Below are 20,013 nucleotides of genomic sequence, written 5' to 3'. Positions count from 1 at the left end.
AAGAAGAGAGCCACTCAGTATTGTGCATTTCGTTACGGAACGGTGCAACGCCCGGTGCGGCCACTGTTTTTTAGATTTCAGCAATGCCTGCCCTCAGGACAAAGAGTTGTCTATTGATGAGATCAGGCGGATGACCAGGACAATGGGTTCATGTCTTTATAATGTGAATCTGACCGGAGGCGAGCCCTTTCTGCGTGAGGACCTATTTGAGATTGTTGCGGCCTATCTCAACAATACCTCTGCACGTTCTATAATCATTACGACCAACGGGACCCAGGTGGATGCTGTGGAGTCATTTCTAAGGAAATGGACCGCTGAATCTCTGTCCGGCAGGATCAAGATTTCAATCTCTCTTGACCACCATGAGGAGCGCCATGATACGAACCGGCGTGTGCCGGGCGCGTACAGGAAGGCACTGCAGACCTATCGTATGGTCGAAGAATTGAAAGATAAACGCCTGATGCCTGATATTGCACTGACGGTAACACCCCTGAACGCCGCTGACATTCTGGAAGTGTATAACGAGTTGAAAGGAAGAGGGATTCTATTCTTTTCTCCGATTCTGATGCGGCGGGAGGGTGTTGTGAAGGAGCTCAAAGATAGAACGGCTGTTCTTAGCGCCTATAATGAACTTTCCTCCCGAATTGCCGAGGATCAGCGGCATATCGACTATCCGATCCGTCACCGGCTCTGGGAGCGTACCAGGAATGCGAAAAATGCTATGTTGAACGACTGTCTGACAGCTTCGAGTTCAGTTCCACGCTCACGGGCATCCTGCCGGGCCGGGACGCTGTTTGGAGTGATTGCAGCTAATGGTGATCTGCTCCCCTGTGAGGTATTTGGACGAGACAGCCGCCTTGGAAGCCTTCGAGCAAACAATATGGATTTTATGTCTATATGGAAAAGCAGACGCACTGATGACGGTCATGGGGACATGTCTTGCAGAAGTTGCACATATGAGTGTGCATGGACGGTGACTATTATGACTACACCCTCGTACTATCCTGGCCTGTTTCGCAGATTGTTGAAGAAGGGTAGATGACGGATCCCTTTGTTGTGATCGTAGTTCCGTGCATATCGTTTAATGATTATGTCTTTGAATGCCTGTGCGGCTGTACTCGGCTGGATTACACGAATTACCAAATCGTGCTGCTGCCGGATTATCCTTTAACGCTGCCTGATGAGTTTTGCTCGAATGTTCTTATCCATCCGACCGGAGCTCTGAACATCGCGGCAAAGAGGAACATAGCACTCTGCAGATATCCTGATGCGGCGTTTTATGCCCTCGTTGATTCAGATGCCTATCCCCGTCAGGACTGGCTCAGAAATGCCATTACTGCGTTTGAAGCCACCGGCGCATGGGCTGTGGGAGGGCCGAATGTTTCACCTCCTGATGAACCGTTTCTGAACAGAGCTGTAGGAAATGCGAGCCGTTCTGTGCTGGTGTCGGGTAACATGGCCTTTGCAAAGACTCTGTCCATAAGCCGGTATTGCCGGAATCTTCATTCCTGTAATCTGGTTCTTTCCCGACGGATTGTGGATGAAGTCGGTCTGTTTAATGAAAAACTTCGTACAGGAGAAGACCGTGATCTCTGTCACCGTATTCAGCGGAATGGGGGCAAAATATATTTTGACAAAGATGTTGTCGTCTATCACCATAATCGTCAATTGGGCATGCACTACTGGGGCCAGAGATTTGTTCATGGCTATTCAATCTATTCCATTGCAAAATCTGACAGGTCCTTGGGCAATTTGCCTCTGTTTGTCCCTCCTTTAGCTGGAGCAATCCTGGTGGCAGCGGCTGCACTGGGATTTGTCAACAGTCTCTTTTGGCTTCTGTGCGGGGGTATCCTCGGGACCTGCGGCCTGTTGGTGATGGTAGAAGCCGTGCGTTATTCCGGCAGGCTTAGGGAAGTTCCTGTCACCTTTGTCGCAATTATTGCATCCGGTATTGGATATGTGGTCGGCAGCCTGTTCGGAATCCTCGGCATTGGCATAAATTTCAGGAAACTTTATCATAACTACCCGGGGCGGGACGATACGTTGATGTCATGAACTGGAAACTGATCAGATATATCGATGAGTATGCAGGGATACCCCTGCTTCAGGTTCTAAGCCTATTCAGAGCGCGAAGTATACACAAATCTGAAATAGAAAATAAGGAATGCAGGCGTATTCTGGTGATGAAGTTTTGGGGGATCGGCAATCTCTTTATGATGCTTCCAGCATTGAATGCCCTGCGCAGCCGGTATCCAGAGAGCCATATTGACTTGCTAACTCTTCAGCCGAATTTGAAGGCGGCATCTACCCTTCGGATTTTCCGGAATATTCATGTCATTGATACTCACCGGGGCATTGGATTTATCCGCAGCTCTTTCAACGTTCTTCGGAGTCTGAGAATGAATGATTACGATCTAGTGATCGACTTTGAGCAGTTTGCGCGGTTTTCTGCCGTGCTCTGTGCAGTCTCCGGAATCCCCGAATCCATAGGATTTTGCACCGAGGGTCAGCATCGGCATTGTATGTATACCATGCCGGTGCAGTATGATGACTGCATTCATGTTACCCAGTCCTACGTATTGCTGGCTCGGGCTGCTGGCGCAGCTTCGGGTAGAGGGCACGCAGCTCAGGAAGTTTTTCCGGGAGATCCCTCAATCGTGAGGACTAGCGGGAATATTTTAGGTCGATTCGGCATTGAGGGAAGGGCTATTATTCTGCATATCGGCACGAGTGATAATTTCGCTGAGCGACGGTGGCCAGCTGCATCGCTTAGAGAGTTGTCTAATCTTCTGACTGGGCGCGGCGATATCACCGTTGTGCTGACCGGCCTGCATTGTGAGGCCAGCATAGCAGATGAGATAATGTTATCATTACGGCACCGGAGCAGGGTTATCAACGCAGTGGGGTTCCTGGACTTCGCGGAGTATTTGTCTCTTATTGCAGAGAGTGAACTGGTTGTCTCTGCTGATACGTCTGCGGTGCATATAGCCTCTGCACTCGGAACACCTGTGATCGGATTATATGGACCAAATACGCCGGACCTCTACGGCCCATGGGGAGAGAGCGGACTGGCAATATACAAGAAGCTTGAATGCAGCCCCTGCATTACGAATTTCAATGCGAAAATTCATGTATGCAGACATCCTGCAGGCAAAGGAGCTTGTATGGCCAGAATAAGTGCGCAAGAGGTTTTTCAAAAGATAGAAGAGGTGTGCCTGCCGCAGTCTGCAGGAGAAAAGCGATCTTGATATGCTTCGATTGATCAATTTGGCAAAAAACATTTTAGCGAGTAATCTACAGGATCTGTCGCTTCCCTATAAGCTGACTTTTGCCCTCACGTACAGATGTCAGCTCAAATGCAGCATCTGCGGCATCTGGCGAAAAGCAGATGCGCCTGAACTGTCAATGGACGAGATTGAGTCGTTTTTTCGAAGATCACCTCATTTTTCGTGGATCAATCTCAGCGGCGGTGAGATTTTTCTTCGCCAGGATCTGCCCGCGATCCTCCGTATTATTGATCGTAATTGCCGCTCGCTCTATCTACTCAATTTTCCTACTAACGGTTACGAGACCAAGCTTATCGCAGGGGTTATCAGGAAGTTTATCCGCAGTACACGCATCCCGAGGATTATGGTTACGGTCAGCGTTGATGGGCCTCCCGAGTTGCATGACAGACTAAGAGGTCAATCCGGCGCGTGGGACAGGGCGGTGGAGACTTACCGGCTGCTTAGGGAGATGCGCAGCAAAAGATTCGAGGTGTACATGGGTATGACGCTCCAGGACGCCAACTTCAATGCCTTTTCTGAAACTTTCAGCGCTGTGCAGGCCCGTGTTGCTGGCATTCATTACCGGGATCTTCATGTTAATGTATCGCATGCATCGTCTCACTATTACGGCAATATGGAGCACCCGGGTATTTCTGAGCCTGGCAGGGTGGCAGGTGTCCTTGAGCCTATCAGTAGGCTTCGCCGGGATCATGTGTTTACGCCTGTCGGCTTCCTTGAACGCCGCTATCAGAAATGCGCGCGCAAATACCTCCTTGAAGGCAAGACGCCCGTGAATTGCGAGGCGCTCTCCTCGTCATGCTTTATTGATCCGTTCGGTATGGTCTATTCCTGCAGCATTTACGACTGTCCTATCGACAACATACGAGAATTCGGATTCAGCCTCGGCGATTTGTGGGCTTCAAACAAAAGGCTTGATGCGCGCCAACAAATACGGCAGGGAACTTGTCCTCAATGTTGGACCCCTTGCGAGGCGTATCAGAGTCTGCTTGCGAATCTGAAGCCGGGAATCGGAAAGGGCTGAGATGTTCCGGAAAATCTATATCGACTTTATCCGGGAGCGTCTCAAAAAAGGCGAGCTGCGCTGGCTTGCATCTCGTGCAAAACAGTATCTTCTCATCCAGGCATCCGCCATTGCAGGCAGACCGTTCTGCGGCCCTATTCTTGGAACTCTGGTTACAAACTACCGGTGCAATTTCCGTTGCCTTATGTGCGATCTGCCGCTGAGGGATGCGGAACTGTGCGAGAAGGGATATGAGGAGATGGATACCGACGGAATGAAACGTCTGATTCGGGAGTTCAGGAGCCTTGGCGTCTCAGGGCTCGGGTTTACAGGCGGAGAACCGCTTTTGCGGAAGGACATTGTGGAACTGCTGGCATATACTAAGCAGCTCGGGCTGATCACTCATCTTAATACGAACGGATCGCTGCTGGATGAGAAAATGGCGGTCTCGCTTATCGAGGCCAGGGTTGACTCGATCAATATTTCTCTTGACGGGGCGTGTCCGAATACCCACGACCGGATCCGGGGTGTGCATGGGGCATTTGATAAGACTGTCAGGGCTATCGGCATTATATGCGGACTGCGAGACCGGATCGGTGCACCGATAAGGGTCAAGACCGTTGCAGTTCTGCAGGAAGAAAATATCGGGGAGGTTGCAGAGCTTATTGCGCTGACAGGGGGCCTGAAGGTCGACTGCATAGAATTTATTCCACGGCAGACGTTCCGACTGGATGAAAGTCATGAGACAGAACCGTCAAAGGATTTTCTGCAGAAAGTAGATGAGGTGACTGAATTGCTTGTTGCAAATTCAGGCTTTGGCAGTGCCATCGAAAACTCGAAGACCCAGTTGAAGCTTTTTTCTGGCTCGTTTCGGGGCGAGCCTTCTCCTCTGAAGTGCTTTGCAGGTTACAATTCGCTGGCTGTAGATTGTTATGGGGAGATCTATCCCTGCGTACCTTGGTATAATTGGCGTAAGTCCGCAGGAAATATCAGAGAGGGCAGCCTCGAAAAATTCTGGTATTCAATGACATATAATCAAACGCGAAAAGAGCTTGTACATTGCCGTAAGTGCACGCTCAATTGTCAGGCGGAATTGAATATTCTGTTTAAGCCTGGTTACAGATGAGACGAGACGGTGTACAAGATGACAACGAGACCTGATTCAGAATATTATATACATAGTATGACCGGAGAGAAAAGAAGAGAATTGCTCTATACCTTAGCGGTGGCTGTGCTTGCATTTGTCGTTTACGCAAATTCCCTTCAAAACGGCTTTGTCGGAGACGATCACAGTGTTGTTTTGAACAATCCTGCCCTTAGGGGATCTCCCATTTCACTCTTCGGTGTTATTGATACATCCAGCGATATGCAACTCCTCCCCTTTTATCGGCCTCTGACCTACCTTGCCTTTATGCTTGAGGACCGGCTGCACGGATTAAATCCTTTTATGATGCATCTCTTTAATGTTCTGCTTCATGCAGCGAATGCATTTCTTGTCTATCGACTTGCAAGATCACTGATTAACGACGGGAACGCTGCGCTTCTTGTCGGCTTTCTCTTTGCAGTCCATCCGCTCCATACCGAGGGCGTTAATTTTATTTCGGGTGGCCGCAATACGCTGCTTGCATGTTTCTTTCTGCTGGCAGCCTACCTTAGTCATCGCCGGAGCGTTATTCATGATAACTTTGCTGGTGCCTTTGCCGGAGCATTTTTATTACTAGGAGGGCTTTTTTCCAAAGAAACAGCTTTGATGATTGTACCTTTCATCGTAGCTCAGGAGATTTTTCCTCTGCTCAAGAATACGACGGGGACAAGGCCCCGGGCAGTTATAAGATTATTGCCGTACATTGCTGCAGTCGCAGGCTACCTTGTCATGCGCTGGATGACGCTCTCGGGGCTCGGTATTCAGGAAGGTCTTATGCCCGGATTTAGCTCGGAAAAGCTTCGTGAGATGTATGTCGTTCCAGGTCTTGGAGAGCGGTTGATCAATAATTTTTACATTCTTCCCCATTACTTGTTGTCAGTTGTCTGGCCTTTATCTTTCAGCCCTAGGTATGCCATTCCCGGCGATTTTTCCCTTTTTGTTTTGCCCCTTGTGATTGGGTGGATTTCGATTCTCGGTATCGGTGGATGGCTTCTTATCAAAAGCCGCAGCAGTTGCACTGTTTTTGGTCTTGCGTGGCTCATTTTATTCTGGCTTCCGGTGAGCGGCATTGTTTTTTTTTCGGGTGTACAGATGGCTGACCGTTTTCTTTACATTCCTGCGATTGGAATATGGCTTGTTGTGGCTGATCAGGCGGCGCTTCGAATGCCGTCCCGCAATGCAGCGCGCAGGTATGTTTATGCCGGAGCTGCGCTTATTCTTCTGCTTCTGGCGGTATTGACGATTAGGCGCAATATGGACTGGCGGAGCGATATGACTCTTTTTACACGTGTAGTGGAGCAGTATCCAGAAAATCCACATGGGCATCTTAATCTCGGCAGTGCTTATCTTGACAGGCGGGGACCGAATGACCTTGTATTGGCTGAAAAGGAGTTTGAAGAAGCCCTGTCTCTGGATCGTGAATTGCAGACGGTCTATGCCCCGCTCGGGTATATACAGATGGAGCAGGGCGATTTTGAGAAGGCGCTGTACTACTACTCGGAAGCTCTGAGCTTTGAGCCTATGGCGCGGGACGCTCGAATTAACCGGGGGATTGCTTACGAAAAACTCGGCAGATATGACGAGGCCCTTGCCGATTATGAATTCTATCTGAGACTTACTACCTTTAATAATGTTCCCGGATCTCAGGAATACGCTGAGGCGAGGGTCCGTGAGCTGAGACAGCGGCTCGACATACGAAGTGAAAAATGAGCTGTCATAGGCATGGCTCTGTGGCTCATGACTGATAAAATAAAGGTACAGCCTCAAAGGCTGCTCACTGTGCTTACTATGTTCGTTTCTGTCGTAATCGCTGTTCTGCTTGGTGAAGGATTTTTGAGGCTATTTTTTGAAGATCGCCTGATTATTCAAGAAGAGGAACGGGCAGTGTTATATCGCTATGACCACAAACTTGGCTGGTTCCCAAGGGAAAAAAGCACCTATACGTTCACTGGCAGCAAACCCATTTCAATAGTTCATAACAGTCGTGGCTTTAGGGACATAGAGCACCAAAAGAACAGCAACAAACGCGGCCTGCTTTTTCTTGGGGATTCCTTTCTATGGGGGTATGATGTGGAGGCTTCTGAGCGCTTTACTGAAAAGCTGCGCCCTCGCCTGCCTGACTGGAATATTTATAATTTGGGCGTCAGCGGTTATAGCACTGACCAGGAGTTGCTGCTGATTATGGATCAGTTTGATTTTTACCGTCCGGAGATTGTATTTTTAGTCTATTGTTCGGACAATGATGAAACTGACAACTCGTCCAACAGTATAGGTTCCGGTGCATATTATAAGCCGTTTTATGAGATGGACGAACGAGGCATGGAGCTTAGGGGAGTGCCTGTACCTGTGTCTCTGACTTATTTTGCCAGACAACATCCCACGCTTGCGAGGAGTTACATAGTGCGCCTGCTTATTAAGGCGTTCAGTCCTGCTCCTGTTCATGTGCCCAACCCTACCAGTGCACTCATTCGTACCCTGAATGAATTTGTTGCTCAAAAGGGAAGCCTTCTGCTGGTTGGCCTGATACAACCTCATGAAGAGCTCGAAGGTGTCATGCGGAGGGCCGGAATTCCTTATATGCAACTTGATGGCGCTGAGAGATATCCTGCTAATGGCCTGCATTGGACGCCTGCAGGGCATACCGCAGTGAGTGATGCCATATATGGTTTTCTAAAAAAAGAGGGATTCCTGCCCCCAGCAGGGACAGATTAGCTGATGCCCGTGTACATCCTCGGTATTTCAGCGTATTATCATGACAGTGCTGCAGCACTGCTTCAAGACGGCAGAATTCTTGCCGCAGTTCAGGAAGAGCGGTTTTCCCGAAGAAAGCACGATGCCGGCTTTCCACGTCAAGCCGTTTCCTATTGCTTGCAGGCTGCCGGGATATCCCTGACTGAAGTTGATTTCTTGATATATTCCGAAAAACCCTTCATCAAGTTTGAAAGATTGATCGAAACATACTTGAGCTGTGCCCCCCGGGGGGGGCGCTCTTTTATCATGGCTATGCCTGTTTGGCTCAAAGAAAAGCTTTATCTGAAACGGCTCCTCAGAAAAGAGCTTTCTGCCGTGGGTGGTATCGCTGAATCCCTGACCCCACCCCTTCTGTTTTCTGAGCATCATCAGTCTCATGCCGCCTCTGCCTTTTTTCCTAGCCCTTTTCAGAAGGCTGCTGTTCTGTGCATGGATGGAGTTGGCGAGTGGGCCACGACCTCAGCCTGGTTGGGGGACGGGAATGCGCTTACCGCTCAGTGGCAAGTCGATTTTCCCCATTCTCTTGGCCTGCTCTATTCAGCATTTACCTATTTTTGCGGCTTCCGGGTGAATTCCGGGGAATACAAGCTTATGGGACTGGCCCCTTATGGAGAACCGCGCTACGTTCAGACTATTCTGGACAATCTGATTGACATAAAGGAAGACGGAACGTTCCGGCTGAACTTGAAATATTTTAATTTCCCCGTTGGCCTAACCATGACGAACAGGCATTTTGAAGCACTGTTCGGAGGCCCGCCAAGAAAGCCTGAATCGCCTTTGACCCGGCGGGAGATGGATATGGCCCGTTCCATCCAGGAAGTTACCGAAGAGATCGTGCTGAGGCTTGCCCGAGCTGTTTATAAAGATTTTGGTACAGAGGCACTCTGCCTTGCTGGCGGCGTGGCGCTGAACTGCGTGGCCAATGGTCGACTGCTGCGGGAAGGGCCTTTCAGAGACATCTGGATTCAGCCGGCAGCCGGTGATGCCGGTAGCGCTGTGGGTGCGGCCCTCGCTGTCTGGCATCAGTATCTGCAGCAGCCCCGCCAGGCGAGTGGTTACGACGAGATGCAGGGTTCATATTTGGGGCCGTTGTATTCTGCTGCGGAGATAAGAGGCTATCTTGATTCTATGCAGGCCCTTTACAGGGAAATGACGGAGGATGGGCTCTATGAGGAGGTAGCGAAGTTACTGGCGCAGGAAAAGGTAATCGGCTGGTTCCAGGGCCGCATGGAATTCGGCCCGCGCGCATTAGGAAACCGCTCCATCCTGGGCGACGCCCGCAGTGTGAAGATGCAATCAATGATGAATTTGAAGATCAAATATCGGGAGTCCTTCCGCCCTTTTGCGCCCTCTGTGATTGAAGAAGATGTTTTGGACTATTTTGAGAGGGGAGTTATCAGCCCCTATATGTTACTGACAGATACAGTGAAGCCGGCGCTTCGCATACCCATGACGGCTACACAGGAAGGTCTATTTGGTCTTGACAAACTCAATGTGCCCAGGTCTGCGATCCCTGCCGTTACCCATGTGGACTATACCGCCCGGGTCCAGACAGTTAACAGGACAACTAATTCTAAACTTTATGGATTACTGAAGGCCTTCAAGGCAGAAACTGGCTGCGGCGTGCTGGTCAACACATCTTTCAATGTTCGAGGCGAACCTATTGTATGCAGTCCGGAAGACGCATACCGCTGTTTTATGCGCACTGACATGGATTATCTGGTTATGGAAGGTATTTTGCTGGATAAACGGCATCAGCCTTCGTGGGATGAAAGGGGAGGCTGGAAGCAGGAGTTTACTCAAGATTGAACATGAAAACAATTATCCCGGAACTGGATTCAGCCGAATTGCGTAAATTCGGGCTTCTAATGGCTGCATTTCTGGTTGCTTTTTTGGGCTTGATCGCTCCCTGGTTATTTGGGGTATCATTCCCTGTATGGCCATGGATTGTGGCAGCTGTTCTGTTTTTTTTTTCGCTGACATATCCCGTCGGTATCCGCCCGCTGTATATGGGATGGATGAGAGTGGCCCTGGTCGCCGGGAGTCTTAATAATTATCTGTTGTTGAGTCTGGTTTTTATTGTTATTATTGTGCCGATGGGCATGTTGATGCGTTTGTCTGGATATGACCCATTGCGGACAAAAGCCGCTCCGGATTGCCTCAGTTTTCGCAAGAAAAGCGCAAGTAGATCTATAAAGAATATGGAGAGACCATACTGATGCTGGAGTTATTGAGAGACATGTGGGGATTTATGAAGGAGCGAAAGAAATTCTGGCTCTTGCCAATAATTTTTGTATTCATATTATTGGGCATGCTGATTGTTTTGATTCAGGGAACAGCTATCGCTCCGTTTGTTTACACGCTGTTTTAAAAGACTTTCGGATGATACCTAATGGACGCATCGAATTCTCTGCATAAGACTTTTGACAAGGCCAAAGGCAGGAGCCGAGATAAGTTTTCCAGCTTTCTGGTTGTTATTATGGCACTGATGGTTTATGCCAATTCTCTGGAAAACGGCTTTGTATGGGATGATGCTAATGTTATCGCCAAGAACCAGGTATTAAGACAAGAGATTCTTCCTCTATTCAGCAAAATCGATGTTGCCCGCGATATTGAAATGAACCCATACTATCGTCCTCTAACTCTCTTTACCTTTTTGGTGGAGGAGCGGCTGCATGGCCTGACTGTATTATATATGCACCTTATCAATGTCCTCTTGCATGCTGCCAATGCCTTTTTGGTCTATAAACTTGCCCGATCTATTATTTATGATAACTATGCCGCACTCCTGGCTGGGCTTCTCTTTGCCATTCACCCTCTTGGCACGGAAGCTGTAAATTTTCTCGCGGGTGGCCGTAACACATTACTTTCGTGTTTTTTCATTTTGATGACTTATCTCTCGCACAGCTGGAGTATTCTCCATAAAAAAACTTCCATAGCTTTTGCCGGGGCCGGCTTTTTTTTTGCGGCGCTTTTTTCCAAAGAGACTTCTCTGGCGATTTTGCCTTTCGTAGTGTCACTCGAATTTGCTTCTCTCAGGAGTTATGCTTCAAACGCTAAGCTGAAGGCTGTGGCAAGATTATTCCCTTACGCTATTTGCGCTGCGGTCTATTTTGTTCTTCGGCACAACGCGTTATCCCAGGCAGGTATCCAGATAGATATTTTTTCTGGTCTTATGCCACGGCTTTTGAATAATCTGTACATTATTCCCCGGTATATTCTGACCATAATTTGGCCATTATCTGTCAGCCCGCGGTATGTTATCCCTGATGATCTCCATCTCCTTGCACTGCCGCTTGCAGCAGCGTGGTTTTGCATCATAAGTATGATAGTATGGCTTTTCGCCGGAGGGCGCAGCAAGGCCGTAATCTTTGGGCTTTTTTGGCTTGTCTTTTTCTGGTTGCCGGTGAGTGGTATCGTTTCTATCCCCAGTGCCCCTTTGGCCGACCGGTATCTCTATCTTCCGGCAATAGGTCTTTGGATTATTATTGCTGATCAGTTTGTGCGTCTATTGTCGCATGATGGCATGATGCGGCGGTATGCTGCAATTGGTGCTGTCATTGTTCTGATGCTGTTAGCGGTTCTGACAGTCTCCAGAAATCAAGCATGGAAAAGTGACATTACGCTCTTCTCGCGCTATGTGGCACAATATCCTGATCAGGCCGGGGGGCATCACAATCTGGGATGCGCCTACCTTGATCAGGTTGGTGATCTTGACGCAGCTGAAAGGGAGTTTGAAAAGGCTCTTGCTCTTGATCCCCAGTTCCCCCGACTTCGGACACAGATGGGCTACATTCAGCTGTTGCGGGGAAATAACCATGGTGCGATCCATCACTATAATGAAGCAATTGAACAGAATTCATTTGATGCTGAAGCTTATTTGAACAGAGCTACGGCACTTGATAGGCTTGGAAAATATGGGGATGCAGTTGCTGACTATAAACGTTTTCTGGCTATTCCAGGTGAGGAACTCTCGGGAGCCCGCCCTCAGGCAGCAGCCCGCGTGCGCGAACTTTCGAAATAAGTCCTTATTGCGTGCCGAATTCAGTGCGAGCTATAATTACTATTACACATGACTGACGGAAGTATTGCAGGACGCTTAGAACTAATCGTTGCCCGACGAAGTGATCTGTTTTTAGGCCTGCTGATAGCCCTTGCCGCGTTCCTGGTCTATGCAAACTCTCTTGGCAATGGCTTTGTCTGGGATGATACCAATGTCATTGTTACCAATCCTGCACTGAGGGGTGATCCCCTTTCCCTTTTCGGCCGCATTGATTCCACACGTGACTATGAGCTGCTTCCATATTATCGTCCATTAACTATTGTTACATTCCTGTTGGAAGAGCGTCTTCACGGTCTTACAGTCTCTCTCATGCATCTTTTGAATATCCTGCTTCATGCCGGCAATGCCTTTCTGGTTTATCGTCTTGCCCTGACCTGTAGCAGCCACAAATACGTTGCGCTTGCGGCCGGACTTCTTTTTGCGCTGCACCCGGTAAACACGGAGGCAGTAAATTTTCTTTCGACCCGGAACTCTTTGTTAAGTAGTTTCTTTATTCTTGTGGCTTATTTGCTCCATTACCGAAGTGTAATGAAGGGAAATATCTCCAGAGCGATTGCCGGGGCATTTTTTTTTATGGCCGGCATCTTTTCGAAAGAGGTTGCCGCAGCGATATTACCCTTTATCATTGCTCTGGAGGCGGCTCATATGCGTGAGGGGGCAACCGGAGCGGGAGTCAGGGCAGCGCTGAGGCTGTTCCCTTATGCGGTTGCTACGGGAATTTATATTCTCATGCGATGGATGACGCTCTCGAAGATTGGCATTCAGACCAGTATAATCCCGGGCTTTGGGTCTGGATCAATGCATGGCCTGTACAAAATTCCTGACCTGTGGACACGTCTTCAGGATAATCTATATATCATCCCCCAGTATTTCATTTCGTTAATCTCTCCTACCTCACTTAGTCCTATATATGTTATGCCCTCTGATCATCTTGCATTGACTGCTCCCTTAATTTCTGTCTGGGTCTGTATTGTTGCTGTTCTTGTTTGGCTGTTCACGCGTGGACGGGGTCCGGTTACTTTATTTGGGGTGTTTTGGGCTCTGGTGTTTTGGCTGCCGGTTAGCGGAATTATGTGGTTTCCAAGCGCCCCGCTTGCAGACCGCTATCTGTATCTCCCTGCCATAGGGCTATGGATTGTTGTTGCTGATCAAACAGTCAGATTTTTCCCTTCCGGCAAGATTGCCAGAAAGATAGGTGTGGTTGCAGCAATGTTGGTATTTATGGCGCTGGCAGTAATGACGATGAAGAGGAATCTGGACTGGAAAGATGATATAACCCTTTTTGCCAGAACTGTTGAACAGTATCCGGACAATCCTTTTGCTCATGCCGGCCTTGGAGAGGCCTATCTTGATAGAAATAGAAATAACGAACGCGAGCTTGCAGTGGCCGAGAAAGAATTTGAGAAGGCGTTGACCCTGAAAACAGTTATTCCGGGAGTTTATACAAAACTCGGGAATATTCGATTGATAAGGGGAGATTCTGAAGGAGCGCTACGCTATTATACTTTGGCGTTGGGTGTTTACCCCACGGATAAAGAAGCGCTGTTAAACCGTGGGATAACATTCGAAAACATAGGAAGATCGAAGGAAGCGATTGATGATTTCAGACGCTTCCTTGCTTTGCCCGGCCATGAACTATCCGATGCGCGTCCTTACGCCGAAGCGAGGATACGAGAACTTTTAAAGTAAATCTTTTTTGTTATTAATTTGTAGTCTGCTGCCTTTTCTGCTGAGAAAAGCGAAGTCCTTTATCCCCCACCCGGCGAGCAGGTATTTTATTATGGTGACAAGCACACCGAATCCGTAGGTTACGCTCCTTCTGAAATTAATGGAAGATGCTTCCTTAAAGTATCGTGCCGGGCAGCTCAGTTCGCCGATCCTGAACCTGAAGTAAGCAGATTGTACCAGGATCTCATTGTCAAAGACAAAATCATCAGAGTTCTCCTCCAGCGGTAGAGTCTCCAGAACCTCCCGGGTGAAGGCCCTGAAACCCGTATGATACTCTGACAGTTTGATGCCAAGCGCCACGTTTTCAAGCAGTGTAAGCAGCCTGTTTGCAATGTATTTATAGAGAGGCATACCGCCTTTGAGGGCCATGCCGCCTAATATTCTCGATCCGAGGACAATGTCGTAATGCCCTGAGGCGATCATGCTGGCCATTGCAGCCACGAGTCTCGGCGAATACTGATAATCTGCATGGACCATAACGACAATGTCAGCCCCATGCCTGAGCGCCTCACGGTAGCAGGTTTTCTGGTTTCCCCCATATCCCCTGTTTTCCGGATGGATGATGGTCTTGATGCCCAGTTCTCCTGCAAGTTTGAGCGTCGCGTCTTTCGATGCATCGTCAACGAGAATTACTTCATCCACATACTCATGCGGCAGTTCCTCATAAGTCTTTCTGAGCGTCAGGGCCGCATTATATGCAGGCATTATTATGATCAGTTTCTTTCCGAGAATCATATGCACCTTCTGTAATGCTGGCTGTTTTTTTCTTATACGCTGTACGGGCTGTGTCAATTATTCTGATATGCAGTTATACTAACAAAAGGAGAGCGTGACATGCCAAGGTAATCATCCTGAGTTGATGATTACCCTATGCTCGAACAGTACAGACAAAATAACTGTGTGGAAGTGCACACTATTTAGGCAGTTGTGCCCTAATAGTGTGCAAAGAAGCGTTTGCAAAATCGGATATTATTTAGGTCTTTGAATGTAATGAGCTGAAATCACAATAAATATTTTGGTGTTCGATTTCCTGGCTTGGGGCATGCATATTGCTTAATATTTTTTCGGTTTCGTATGCTTCTGAGAGATGCATTGCAAGCTGAGAGCTGAAAACTGATAGCCAATTAAGGAGGTTTCTCTATGTCCAAGAAGCCATTTACTCCGCTGAACCCCTCTGAGGCTGAGGCAGAGCGCCATCGTCTCACCGAGGATGTGATCAAGTTCATTGAGGCTGGTGTGGATGCTGAGATCTCTGACTCCGTATTCAATGACTACTGCCTCAGGATGTTTGCACTTCAATACGCTGCAAACCCTATTTTTCATGAGTTTTGTGAGGCCAAGAATGTGAGGCCCGGTGACATTGACCGTTGGCAAGACGTTCCGATGGTTTACAATGATGTATTTAAGACCCACTTGGTCGCTTCCTTCCCGCTTGAGCAGTCGGTTATGGCCTGTCTTACTGGTGGAACGACCAGCCTTACACAGAGGGGACGTATCTTCCGCGACGAAGACGGCAAACGCCTTGTCTTTGGGGCGAACAGAATGATGACCCAGTCCTACCTCTTCCCGGACTTCGAGAAAGAGCGACGCTGCCGCATTCTTATCCTGGCGCCGAGCCCTGAAATGGCGCCTTCCATGGGCATGGCTATCGGCATGGACCAGACGCGCCGCGCCTTTGGCACAGAGGACAGCCAGTTCCTTCTCGGCAAATCCGGCATACATATAAACGCCCTGTTGAAGGCCCTGCGCGAATCAGAAGCTTCTGGTGTACCTATCGCGCTGATAGGCGCGACCTCGGCGTATATCTATTTCTTCCAGGCGTGCCGCAGAAAGAAAATGAAGTTTTGTCTTCCGCCCGGAAGTCGCATCTGTGACGGCGGGGGCTATAGGAACAGGTTTGGAGTTTTTACCCGTGACGACTACTATGCAATGGTTCAGGAAATATTCGGCATTCCGGGGACGCACTGTGTGAACGTGCTGGGTGAAGCAGAGACTGCTACAAATCTGTTCGATGATTCTCTCCGCCGCCATGTGAAAGGACTGCCGAAGCGCCAGCGTACAAGGCCGGTGCCGCCGTGGTCACGAGTCCTGGCCATGAGCATTGACGACCTTAAACCTCTGCCCGATGGAGAGATTGGGCTTCTTGCGCATTGGGATCTGGCCAATATTCCGACTGTTCTTGCGGTGATCACTGATAATCTCGGATACACGACTGACAATGGAACAGGCTGTGAAATGGTGGGGCGAGCCAAGATCGAGAATGGCAAGGTTTCACCCCTGCCTGATGAGAATGCAGGAAGTCCGATGGGCGACTCGGCAGTATTCAGGATGCTCGAGCGATATGTGAACTTTTCGATCGAACTGAAGATGGCTATGGCTAAGGACCCGAAGGTGATGCCGAGCGTGCGCGAAGAGATAGAGGCGAGACCTGGTTCTGTAGCCTCCTGCCCCCAGGTTGTTGATGAAATTCTGGTTGGGCAGGCAGATGCTGAGGCTGCCGAACTGAGGGACGAATCGCTGAACGCATTCAAGGATCAGACTGACAGACCTTTGGATTGGTATAAGAGCGAGGCCGAAAAACAGGCATTGAAGGATCATCCTGCCGGGCTCAAGTCGGAAAAACCAGGGGTGGGAAAAATGAAAAAGCGACCGACGGGGAATTCTAAACCATAAAATACCTAATGCCAGGGGATCATTTTCCGGAATTTCCAGGAAAAGAAAGCTTGACACAATCCTATAGTGTGATATAACTAACAATTAGAGATGAAATTATCGGATGTCATAAAAATACTGTAGGAGGAGGGTTTTATGAAGCTGAGGGAGCAGAAAGGTTTTACCTTGATCGAGGTTATTGTTGTCGCAGGTATTATTGCGGTTCTGGCAGGCATTTTGGTTCCGCTGATCTTTAAGGAGATTGACGAGTCAAAGATTTCAAGGGCTGCGGCTGATGTCAGGTCTATTTCTACTGCGCTTATTGTTTTAAAGAAAGATACGGGGAACTGGCCTGTAACGAGTGTTTGTAATAATGCTATGACACTGATGAAAGGGGATGGTTCCTTGCCGACTTTTTCAGGAGGTGGTTGGGTGATAAATTCCATGGGATCTTTTGATAGCGTGCTGAATGCTGATGACTCTGGATGTTGGCCAAATACGTGGAAGGGGCCTTATATGGCGACTGTCAATAAAGATCCTTGGGGAAACTCTTATTTGATGAATGTGGATGCACTTTTGTCTACTGCGACTCCTTTACCTCCTGTTTGGATTATATCAGCGGGTCCGGATGGAATTTTGCAGACTGCTGCAACTGACACGACTATTGCAAATGACAGTGGTGATGTTGGATTGCGCCTGAGGTAGTAGCAGCACTCTTGAGGAATTCATTGCAATAAAAGGAGAACCCTAATAGGTTCTCCTTTTATTGTTGCTGTCTCTCGATTCCAGATCATCCATCAGGTGCATCATAATCCCCTTTCCCTTTGGGACTTGCCTTACTTAACCCATAAGTCCTCAGTCTTGCTATACTATTACCATGATTCGCTCATTGGATGTTGTTAAACAGGAGCTTCTGCAGATTGCCGATCCGGAACTGGATGGATTGCTTGGCGACGGCAAAACGGGCAATAAATAACAGGGACTAAAAGATATGGAAATTGAATATGCAGAGCTGAGAAGTATAGCAACAGCTTTGATGCTTGAAAGGCGTCTTGCGGGGCAGCGGCCGCGCAGACGGCGAAGAAAGCCGCGCGATCCGGAGAAGGTCCAGTTGTTGATGATGAAAAACAGACATATGACAGAGAAGTTTCCCCCTGCCATATTAGAAGACGGCTCCCTTGTTCTGCCCTATCTTTCCCGGGGAGATCTCTTATGAAAAAAAGAATGCGTAACATGGAAGACATGTTGATCTGAGAGGTAAATAGCATTGTTTGAATGCAGTAATAACTATAGAGACCTGAAATTATGAAAAAAGCTTTGACCATAATAATCGGATTTGTCCATGACTTTGCCGCCGGCTGCTATGCGGCAACAGTTATCGGCATCTATTGGCTGAGCAGTCAGGTCTTTTCCTCAGAGGTCGGTATCATTATTCTTGGTCTAAAAAAGCAGCTGTTCTGGACCGGCATTGTCTGCGTGATCACGGTCTTTGCCACGGGTGCAGGCAGGACATTTACCTATGTTGATAATGTCTATGGGCCTGAAGCAGAGAAAAAACGAAGGCGGCTGCTCATGATCAAACATATAGTTCTCCTCACTGTTTTCGGACTCGGCATTTGGTGGCAGTATTCAATGACTTTCTGATCAATCATCGGTGGCAATCAGTCGGTTGTCAGCATTCAGCTATCAGACAGAACTGTTACTCTCACAGGGCATACCGGCTTAATTTCATTAAATAACTCACAGATTTAGCTTGCTCGATGGTACTAAAATTGCTTAATATAAAGACTATGAAAAAGATTTCTAAAGTCATGCTTATAACGCCTCCGTATCACGCCGGTGTTGTTGAATCTGCCGGAGTCTGGCTGAATGTCGGGTTTGTCTATATCGCGGGAAGCCTCAGGGCTGGGGGATATGACCCAGTTTATTACGATGCCATGAGCCATTGGCACAAGCTTGAAACGATAGGAAAACGGATCGAAGCTGAGAAGCCTGATGTTGTTGCTACAACTGCTTTTACGGCGGGGATCGTTGAGGCACTTAAGGTGCTGAAGCTCTCCAAGGAAATAAACCCGGAGATCATTACGGTTATCGGCAATGTGCACCCCACATTCTGCTATGAAGAGTTGTTCAGGGACCATGCTGATACTATTGATTATATTGTCAGGGGAGAAGGGGAGGAAACGCTGGTCGACCTTCTTGATACCCTGAACTCGGGTGGAGATATCTCAGCAGTAAAAAGCATCGTCTATCTCGATAACGGGAAACTTGTCGTCACCCCCTCACGCGGATATATCAAGGACCTTGATGCACTTCCTCTTGCCTGGGACCTTGTTGACTGGCCTATCTACACCTATCGGACGATGGAGAATTCGCGTCTGGCCATTGTCAGCTCTTCACGGGGATGCAGCCAGCAATGCAGTTTCTGTTCCCAGCAGCTCTTCTGGCAGCGGAACTGGCGCGGCAGGAGCCCGGAGAACTTTGTTGGAGAGCTTGAATATCTGAGAGATACCTATGGCGTCAATGTGGTTATGATCTCTGATGAGACACCGACACTCGAAAGGGAACGTTGGGAAAAGATCCTCGATCTCCTGATCGAGCGAAAGGTCGGCACCAAGATCCTCATGGAGACGAGGGTTGATGACATCCTCCGTGATGAGGATATCATGTGGAAATATCAAAAGGCATTGATCGATCACATCTATGTTGGTGTTGAGGCTACGACGCAGGAAGCTCTTGACATATTCAAGAAAGATATTAAGGTTGAGCAGTCCAAGAAGGCGCTCGATCTGATCAATAAGCATAATATTGTTTCTGAGACCTCATTTGTTCTGGGCATGCCTGACGATACCATAGAGAAGATCAGGAACACCGTCGAACTGGCGAAATTCTACAATCCTGACCTTGCTTTTTTTCTTGCGATAGCTCCCTGGCCGTATTCAGAGATCTATCCCTTGCTGAAACCGTATGTCGAGGTGTTTGATTACAGTAAATACAATCTCGTAGAGCCGGTTGTGAAGCCGACGGCGATGACGCTTGACGAGGTGCGGAACGAGCTTGGGCTTGCCTCGAAGAATTTCTATATGGATAAGCTCAGGAACCTTGAAAAACTGTCGCCGGAAAAACAGGAGTTCATGATCAAGGTGACGAAAATCATTGCTAACAATTCCTACCTGAAAGAGCATATGAAGGGTGAGATGCCGGAAGAGATGAAAAAGATCATGGACAGACTCGCCGTTAGAAAATAATCTCTTTCAATATCGCCGTCTTTATACACTCAATAAGTTTTTCTAATTGTTGATTGCAGATAATTTAATGGCTAACTTCTTATTATTACTGCAATATTTCTTGACAACAAAAATGGGCCTGTGATAACCTTTCTAAGCTT

At 48.3% G+C, this 20,013-nt stretch carries 17 protein-coding genes; 16 read left to right on the top strand and 1 reads right to left on the bottom strand.

Translation table 11 applies throughout. The features are described 5' to 3' along the window. Positions 1 to 22: 22 nt before the first annotated feature. The 11 genes from HZB62_12615 (at position 23) to HZB62_12565 (ending at position 13,934) form a co-directional block, all read left to right on the top strand. Positions 23 to 1,042 (top strand): radical SAM protein, encoded by a 1,020-nt coding sequence (locus tag HZB62_12615; protein MBI5075995.1) that lies wholly within the window; start codon positions 23 to 25, stop codon positions 1,040 to 1,042. Continuing rightward, positions 1,039 to 2,055 (top strand): hypothetical protein, encoded by a 1,017-nt coding sequence (locus HZB62_12610; GenBank protein ID MBI5075994.1) that lies wholly within the window; start codon positions 1,039 to 1,041, stop codon positions 2,053 to 2,055. Before HZB62_12615 ends, HZB62_12610 begins: the two co-directional genes overlap by 4 nt. Next, entirely contained in the window at positions 2,052 to 3,248 is a 1,197-nt protein-coding gene (locus HZB62_12605) for a glycosyltransferase family 9 protein (GenBank protein ID MBI5075993.1), read from the top strand. The genes HZB62_12610 and HZB62_12605 overlap by 4 nt, the downstream gene beginning before the upstream one ends. Position 3,249: 1 nt before the next feature. After that, the gene (locus HZB62_12600; GenBank protein ID MBI5075992.1) at positions 3,250 to 4,308 is read left to right on the top strand and encodes a radical SAM protein; all 1,059 of its coding nucleotides are present in this window, start codon (positions 3,250 to 3,252) and stop codon (positions 4,306 to 4,308) included. A 1-nt stretch (position 4,309) separates the two neighbouring features. After that, positions 4,310 to 5,413: a radical SAM protein gene (locus HZB62_12595; protein MBI5075991.1), complete on the top strand. Its 1,104-nt coding sequence runs from the start codon at positions 4,310 to 4,312 to the stop codon at positions 5,411 to 5,413. Between the two features lie 57 nt (positions 5,414 to 5,470). Beyond that, positions 5,471 to 7,141: a tetratricopeptide repeat protein gene (locus HZB62_12590; protein ID MBI5075990.1), complete on the top strand. Its 1,671-nt coding sequence runs from the start codon at positions 5,471 to 5,473 to the stop codon at positions 7,139 to 7,141. A 12-nt stretch (positions 7,142 to 7,153) separates the two neighbouring features. Beyond that, positions 7,154 to 8,143, top strand: coding sequence for an SGNH/GDSL hydrolase family protein (locus HZB62_12585; protein MBI5075989.1), 990 nt, complete (start codon positions 7,154 to 7,156; stop codon positions 8,141 to 8,143). Between the two features lie 3 nt (positions 8,144 to 8,146). Beyond that, a complete protein-coding gene (locus HZB62_12580; protein ID MBI5075988.1) occupies positions 8,147 to 9,991 on the top strand; it encodes a carbamoyltransferase in 1,845 nt (614 codons plus the stop codon). 2 nt (positions 9,992 to 9,993) lie between these two features. Next, positions 9,994 to 10,401, top strand: a complete 408-nt coding sequence (locus HZB62_12575; GenBank protein MBI5075987.1) for a hypothetical protein — start codon at positions 9,994 to 9,996, stop codon at positions 10,399 to 10,401. A 173-nt stretch (positions 10,402 to 10,574) separates the two neighbouring features. Then, the gene (locus HZB62_12570; protein MBI5075986.1) at positions 10,575 to 12,206 is read left to right on the top strand and encodes a tetratricopeptide repeat protein; all 1,632 of its coding nucleotides are present in this window, start codon (positions 10,575 to 10,577) and stop codon (positions 12,204 to 12,206) included. 357 nt (positions 12,207 to 12,563) lie between these two features. Next, positions 12,564 to 13,934, top strand: a complete 1,371-nt coding sequence (locus HZB62_12565; GenBank protein ID MBI5075985.1) for a hypothetical protein — start codon at positions 12,564 to 12,566, stop codon at positions 13,932 to 13,934. Here the strand turns inward: HZB62_12565 and HZB62_12560 are convergent. Next, positions 13,926 to 14,708: a glycosyltransferase family 2 protein gene (locus tag HZB62_12560; GenBank protein MBI5075984.1), complete on the bottom strand. Its 783-nt coding sequence runs from the start codon at positions 14,706 to 14,708 to the stop codon at positions 13,926 to 13,928. The genes HZB62_12565 and HZB62_12560 overlap by 9 nt on opposite strands. 405 nt (positions 14,709 to 15,113) lie before the next feature. Here HZB62_12560 and HZB62_12555 point away from each other — a divergent pair, with 405 nt between their 5' ends. The 5 genes from HZB62_12555 to HZB62_12535 all read left to right on the top strand — a co-directional run bounded on the left by HZB62_12555 (position 15,114) and on the right by HZB62_12535 (position 19,873). Then, the gene (locus tag HZB62_12555; protein MBI5075983.1) at positions 15,114 to 16,646 is read left to right on the top strand and encodes an acyl-protein synthetase; all 1,533 of its coding nucleotides are present in this window, start codon (positions 15,114 to 15,116) and stop codon (positions 16,644 to 16,646) included. A gap of 135 nt (positions 16,647 to 16,781) precedes the next feature. Continuing rightward, entirely contained in the window at positions 16,782 to 17,330 is a 549-nt protein-coding gene (locus HZB62_12550; GenBank protein ID MBI5075982.1) for a type II secretion system protein GspG, read from the top strand. 286 nt (positions 17,331 to 17,616) lie between these two features. Beyond that, entirely contained in the window at positions 17,617 to 17,841 is a 225-nt protein-coding gene (locus tag HZB62_12545) for a hypothetical protein (protein ID MBI5075981.1), read from the top strand. Between the two features lie 89 nt (positions 17,842 to 17,930). Next, entirely contained in the window at positions 17,931 to 18,269 is a 339-nt protein-coding gene (locus tag HZB62_12540) for a hypothetical protein (protein MBI5075980.1), read from the top strand. A 146-nt stretch (positions 18,270 to 18,415) separates the two neighbouring features. Further along, the gene (locus HZB62_12535) at positions 18,416 to 19,873 is read left to right on the top strand and encodes a cobalamin B12-binding domain-containing protein (GenBank protein MBI5075979.1); all 1,458 of its coding nucleotides are present in this window, start codon (positions 18,416 to 18,418) and stop codon (positions 19,871 to 19,873) included. The last annotated feature ends 140 nt before the right edge of the window (positions 19,874 to 20,013 follow it).

It is taken from the genome of Nitrospirota bacterium, from assembly GCA_016214855.1.
Classification (GTDB): domain Bacteria; phylum Nitrospirota; class Thermodesulfovibrionia; order Thermodesulfovibrionales; family UBA6898; genus UBA6898.
Note: the sequence above shows the minus strand (reverse complement) of the source record. Positions and strands in the feature narration are given on the sequence as shown.

What these genes read in the sequence shown, in the direction of transcription:
- HZB62_12610 (MBI5075994.1), top strand. Translation starts at nt 1,039, where the DNA reads ATGACGGATCCCTTTGTTGTGATCGTAGTTCCGTGCATATCGTTTAAT.
- HZB62_12605 (MBI5075993.1), top strand. Translation starts at nt 2,052, where the DNA reads ATGAACTGGAAACTGATCAGATATATCGATGAGTATGCAGGGATACCC.
- HZB62_12600 (MBI5075992.1), top strand. Translation starts at nt 3,250, where the DNA reads ATGCTTCGATTGATCAATTTGGCAAAAAACATTTTAGCGAGTAATCTA.
- HZB62_12595 (MBI5075991.1), top strand. Translation starts at nt 4,310, where the DNA reads ATGTTCCGGAAAATCTATATCGACTTTATCCGGGAGCGTCTCAAAAAA.
- HZB62_12590 (MBI5075990.1), top strand. Translation starts at nt 5,471, where the DNA reads ATGACCGGAGAGAAAAGAAGAGAATTGCTCTATACCTTAGCGGTGGCT.
- HZB62_12585 (MBI5075989.1), top strand. Translation starts at nt 7,154, where the DNA reads ATGGCTCTGTGGCTCATGACTGATAAAATAAAGGTACAGCCTCAAAGG.
- HZB62_12580 (MBI5075988.1), top strand. Translation starts at nt 8,147, where the DNA reads ATGCCCGTGTACATCCTCGGTATTTCAGCGTATTATCATGACAGTGCT.
- HZB62_12575 (MBI5075987.1), top strand. Translation starts at nt 9,994, where the DNA reads ATGAAAACAATTATCCCGGAACTGGATTCAGCCGAATTGCGTAAATTC.
- HZB62_12570 (MBI5075986.1), top strand. Translation starts at nt 10,575, where the DNA reads ATGGACGCATCGAATTCTCTGCATAAGACTTTTGACAAGGCCAAAGGC.
- HZB62_12560 (MBI5075984.1), bottom strand. Translation starts at nt 14,708, where the DNA reads ATGATTCTCGGAAAGAAACTGATCATAATAATGCCTGCATATAATGCG.
- HZB62_12555 (MBI5075983.1), top strand. Translation starts at nt 15,114, where the DNA reads ATGTCCAAGAAGCCATTTACTCCGCTGAACCCCTCTGAGGCTGAGGCA.
- HZB62_12550 (MBI5075982.1), top strand. Translation starts at nt 16,782, where the DNA reads ATGAAGCTGAGGGAGCAGAAAGGTTTTACCTTGATCGAGGTTATTGTT.
- HZB62_12545 (MBI5075981.1), top strand. Translation starts at nt 17,617, where the DNA reads ATGGAAATTGAATATGCAGAGCTGAGAAGTATAGCAACAGCTTTGATG.
- HZB62_12540 (MBI5075980.1), top strand. Translation starts at nt 17,931, where the DNA reads ATGAAAAAAGCTTTGACCATAATAATCGGATTTGTCCATGACTTTGCC.
- HZB62_12535 (MBI5075979.1), top strand. Translation starts at nt 18,416, where the DNA reads ATGAAAAAGATTTCTAAAGTCATGCTTATAACGCCTCCGTATCACGCC.